At 37.0% G+C, this 5,862-nt stretch carries 3 protein-coding genes; all 3 read left to right on the forward strand.

The features are described from left to right. On the forward strand, positions 1-477 hold a 477-nt coding region (locus AC1DPQ_RS15490), incomplete at its 5' end, for a hypothetical protein (protein ID WP_477610101.1). A gap of 178 nt (positions 478-655) precedes the next feature. Continuing rightward, positions 656-4,780, forward strand: coding sequence for a hybrid sensor histidine kinase/response regulator transcription factor (locus AC1DPQ_RS15495; RefSeq protein WP_477610103.1), 4,125 nt, complete (start codon positions 656-658; stop codon positions 4,778-4,780). 231 nt (positions 4,781-5,011) lie between these two features. Next, positions 5,012-5,862, forward strand: an 851-nt coding sequence (locus AC1DPQ_RS15500; protein WP_477610105.1) for a TonB-dependent receptor plug domain-containing protein, incomplete at its 3' end; no start/stop codon positions are given.

Genomic DNA, 5,862 nt, shown 5'->3' on the forward strand with positions numbered 1-5,862 from the left:
GGCGATATCAATAAAAACAATTTGATTGATGCCTACGATATTTCAGTTGTGGCTACACAACTTGAAGGAGGTATAAAAAATGCTAAAATTGATAAAGTTGCAGGTAAACTRGAAATCAGTACGGCTAAACAAGCTTACAACAAAGACGAAATCATCGAAATCAAAGTAAAAGGAATAAACCTGAAATCAGTAAATGCTTTAAGTTTTGCCCTACCATACAATGCACAGGATTATGATTTTGTAAGCGTTCAGCCTTTAAATATCAAACAGATGGATAACCTGACCAACGACCGCCTGCACACCAATGGCGCTAAGGTTTTGTATCCAACCTTTTTAAACATTGGCAACAAAGATGCTTTAAACGAAACTTCCGATCTGTTTATCCTGAAATTAAAGGCAAAACGCAAACTACAGTTCGGGCTTAAGATTAGTGAAGGCATTTTAGTAGATAAGAATCTCAATTCAGTTAAATTTTAGTTAGTAGTGATTAGTGCGAAGAGGTCGGTTTTTAATCGGCCTCTTTTTTATTGGCACTAACTTGAACACAAGAATAGATTCGGTAATAAGTTTGCAAAGTGTATCTTTACAACTCGTCTATTTCAAAAGAGGCAGGGTTTAGCTAAGGCATTCTCCCATCAAATTTTGTTGTTCAACTATGAGATTAATTAGTCTWACTTGTTTTCTTCTACAATTTTTTTTCCTCTTTACTCATGTTAAAGCGCAGGTATCCCATGTCGATAACCAGCCTGTAATAGCAGGCCATTATGTAATTAAAACATACGGCATAAATGAAGGACTGCCTTCAAAAAATACAACAGCTGCTTTAAAAGATAAAAGGGGATTTATATGGGTTGGTACCGAAAACGGTTTGTGTAAGTTTGATGGTTATTCTTTTAAAATTTATGTAAATATCCCCGGCGATACAACATCACTAACCAATAACTATATCAATGCTGTTGTAGAAGATCAGAATGGTGTGTTCTGGGTGGCTACCATGAACGGTTTAAATAAATTCGACCCTGTAACAGAGAAGTTTGAGCGTTTTTATCATAAAGAAAACAAAAGAACATCGTTGAGCAATAATAAAATATGGTCGCTACTCATTGATAAAACAAATAAGCTCTGGGTAGGTACCGACGATGGTTTTAACCTTTTTAACAAAAACTCAGCATCTTTTACAGTTTATCAGCCCGACATTAAAAATCCAAATGCCATTAAAGGAAAATCGGTTAATGCCATTGCAGAAGATAAAGAAGGGAATTTATGGTTAGGCAATTGGAGCAAAGGACTAAATAAATTTGATAAAAAGACACGTCGCTTTACCAATTATACACAAAAGGAAATAGCGGGCGAAAAAAACCCGAACGATATCTGGACACTTAGTATAGATGGCGATGGCATGATATGGGTTGGTTGCTATTGGAAAGGTGATCTGTTCAGATTCGATCCGAAAACAGGGAAATTCAATACCTACAGTAGTAAAGGCACTGGTAACGCTTCAGTATTTAGTATATTAAATTTAGGCGCAAAAAAAATGCTGGTTGGCGGAAACTCCGGATTATTTTGGGTAAACACCGAAATAAATAAATGGGAGAAAATAGAAGAACTCGAATTTTTTGCCAACGGAGGTCTATACAGCGATAAAACAGGAATGATATGGGTTTGTGGTAAAAATGGTCTCAGTAAAATAGACTTTAACCAATATAAGTTTAATTTTATTTCCCTTCCTTTTGGGCAGGCCGACATCAAATCCATCATCAGTTATGGTAAGGATTTTTGGGTAGGCACAAACAAAGGTTTGTTTAAATATAATCCCGATAATCGTTCAGTAATTAAACTGCTGCATACCAGTAATGCAAATAGTTTATCAAGCTCTGATATTATTAACCTATCTACCGATTTAAATGGCAGGCTATGGGTAATGGGCGAAAATGGTTTCGACCGTTACGAGGAGAAAGAGAATAAATTTGTTCACCATCATCACCGTTCGGCACTTGGTAGTTTTTTTAACGAAGATGTTTTTAGAGATTTAATTGAGGTAAACAATAACGAATATTATTTGGCTACCGATGCTGGTTTGAAAGTGTATAACGAAAAAAACGGCAGTTATACACATTACTTTAACGACCCTAAAAACCAGGCTTCATTGAGTAATAACCATTTGTACTGCCTTTTAAAAGATGCGCAGGGCAATGTTTGGATCGGGACATACGGAAGTGGGCTCAGCCGCTTTAACCCTAAAACCAGAAAGTTTAGCAATTACATGATCGATAATTCAAGAAAAGGTGGCATTAGCAATAACATTGTAAATAGCCTTTATCTGGATTCGCACCAAAATGTTTGGATCTGCACCCGCGATGGATTGAATAAATATGTAGTTAAAACAGATACTTTCGAAATATATTCAAAGCAAAACGGTTTTGCCAGCAATGTTTTTACCGATCTGGTAGAAGATAACAATGGCAGGTTATGGGTAACAACCGAACAGGGAATCTCACTCTTTGATCCGGTAAACAAAATGGTAAAAAATTACGATGAGAAAGACGGTGTTTATGCCAATGCCGCTATCTGTAAAAATGCGAAAGGAGAAATTTACCTGGCGGGAAGTAAAGGTATCGTTTACTTTAATCCACAACAGCTAAAATATAATAAAACGGCTCCGGCGGTTTATTTTTCCGATTTTTCTATTTTCAATAAATTAATTCTGCCTGGTGATGATTCTCCATTAAAACTACCGGTGTATATGACCAAGGAGATCACTTTGCCCTACAGCCAGAGTGTGCTTTCTTTTGGTTTTATAGCACTCAATTATACACTTTCCGAAAAAAACAAGTATGCTTATTTTCTCGAAGGTTTTGATAAGAAATGGAATTACAGTGGCAGTGAGCATAAAGTCACCTATACCAATTTAAATCCCGGTAAGTATGTGTTAAAGGTAAGGGCATCAAATAACGATGGCATCTGGAATATGGAGGGCAATTCTATCGTAATTACCATTACACCGCCATGGTACCGTACCTGGTGGGCTTTTTGTATTTATGGACTGGCTTTCTTTGGGATAATTTATGCCTATCTTAAATACCGTGAGCATCGAGCAAACCTCGAATTCCAGGTGAAGCTGGCCCATGTAGAAAGTGAAAAAGAGAAAGAACTCAGCGAGAAGAAACTTTCTTTTTTTACCAATGTATCGCACGAGTTTCGTACGCCACTTACACTAATTATCAATCCGGTTAAAGAGCTTTTATACAAGAATGATAAAAATGTTGATACCACTGATTTAAATATTGTTTACAGGAATGCAAAACGGCTTTTAAGTTTGGTAGATCAATTGTTATTGTTCAGAAAAGCAGATACCTATGGCGGAAAATTAAAAGTAGCTCCCGTAAATCTGATGAGTTTGTGTAAAGAAGTATTTCTTTGCTTTGTGCACCAGGCCAGGTCTAAAAAAATTGTATTTGAGTTTATATGCGCCGATGAATTGATCCCATTTTATGCTGATAGGGAAAAAATAGAGATTGTGTTTTTTAATCTCCTGGCAAATGCCATAAAATTTACGCCCGAAGGCGGTACGGTTAAAATGATTGTAAAAAGTAATCAGGAAAATATAAATGTGCTTATAGAAGATACAGGCTGTGGTATTACCAGCTTTGCAGGAGAAAAACTCTATGAAAAATTTTATCAGGATCCAGGAAATAAATCAGCAAAAGGAGGTTTTGGTATTGGTTTGTACCTGGCTAAGAATTTTATAGAAATGCATGGTGGAACGATAAGTTATACCAGCGTTGAAAATAAAGGCACGGCATTTAATATTGCTTTATTAAAAGGAATAAGCCATTTTAAAGATGCGGTAATTTTGCAGGAGGAACTGGTTGATACTGATTCATCGTTATTTAAAGAGTTAATAGAGGATGAAATAACGGCAAATAATATTGTAAAAGCAGCAGAAGAACCATTGATTGATAGTCAGCTCGCTGTGGATTTAAAAACACTTTTGATTATTGATGATAACGTTGAGATCAGAGAATACCTGAAACAGGTTTTCAGAATGGATTACCACCTTTATGAAGCGAGCAACGGAGAAGACGGGTACGATATGGTAAAAGAACTATTGCCCGATATTGTGATATGTGACGTAATGATGGATGGTATAACCGGGATAGAACTTTGTAGTAAAATAAAAGAAGATGTAGCCGTTTCTCATATTCCTATTATCCTGCTGACCGCTATTTCTGCGCCAGAGGTTAAACTTAAAGGAATAGAAGGCGGGGCCGATGATTACATCAGCAAACCTTTTGATAAAGATTTTTTAAAAGCGAGGGTAGCCAGTATACTAAAGAGTAAAAATGCGCTGCAAAAATACTTTTATAACGAGATTACCCTTAATTCTAATAACACCAAAATATCTGCAGAATACAAAGAGTTTTTGGATAACTGTATCCGTATTGTAGAAGAACACCTGATCGATCCCGATTTTAATATCGATATACTGACTGCAGCTATCGGTATGTCGAGATCTAATCTTTACCGCAAAATAAAATCCATTTCTGGTCAGTCAGCGAATGGCTTTATTCGTTTCATCAGGTTGAGGAAAGCTGCGGAAATTTTTATCAATACCGATAAAACCATTCAGGAAACTTCTTACATGGTGGGCATTAACGATCCGAAATATTTTAGAGAGCAGTTTTATAAGCTCTTTAACATGAACCCATCGCAGTACATTAAAAAATTCCGCAAGCCGTTTTCCAATAACATTAATACCACAGTTAAAAAAGGTAAATAGCAAGTAGCCATTCATCTATTATTTTTAATAATCTGCCCCAAAGCATTGTTTTGGGGCTTTTTCGGTTTGTTTACCCCTCTAATTTGGACTGTTTGTACCCCTTGGGAGTTGTTTGTTGGCGCTAATTTAGCCTTCCATAAAGCAGTGTTATAATCGCGATTCCGATAGAGGGTTCTGTTGGGTAGGTTGTAAAATTGATCTGCTAACCAAATATTAAACTTGCAAACCAATATGAGAAGAAAAGTTCTGAAAGGATTTTTGCCAAAATTCTTTACAATTAAAACACTGGCATTTCTATTTATCGTATCCATCAGTTTACCGGCAATGGCATCTTTAGTTTCTGTTAAAACAGGGATAAAGAGTCAGCTTAAAGAAATTGTGATAACAGGTACGGTAACAAACGAAACTGGCGCTACATTTCCAGGTGTGGCGGTTAAGATTAAGGGAACCGAAAAAGCAGTGCAAACTGATGCAAAAGGTAAATTTAGTATCAGTGTTGCAGCCACAACAGATGTACTTGTTTTTTCTTATGTKGGCTATACCAATCAGGAGCAAACGGTTGGTGATAGAACAACCATTAATGTTCAGCTTAGTTCTGATACCAAAACACTAAACGAATTGGTAGTGGTTGGCTATGGAACACAGAAAAAAGCAACATTAACCGGATCAATCTCGCAGGTAAAAGGAGCCGACCTGGTTAAGAGTCCGCAACCGAATTTATCCAATTCATTAGCCGGCCGGTTTTCTGGGGTGGTAATTAACAATAGGAGCGGTGAGCCGGGTTTTGATGGTTCGAACATCACCATCAGGGGTTTGGCTACAACCGGGAGCAACAGTGTATTAGTTGTTGTAGATGGAATCCCCGGACAAATTGGTGGTCTAGAACGACTAGATCCCAACGATATTGAAAGTGTTTCGGTATTAAAAGATGCTTCTGCTGCTATTTACGGTAATAGAGCTGCCAACGGGGTAATTTTAGTGACTACAAAAAAGGGAAAAACTGGTAAACCAACCATCAACTATAGTTTTAACCAGGGTTTTAGCTCGCCAACAAGATTGCCTAAAATGACTGATGCGGCAAC

It is taken from the genome of Pedobacter sp. 01T416_2 (assembly GCF_056398925.1).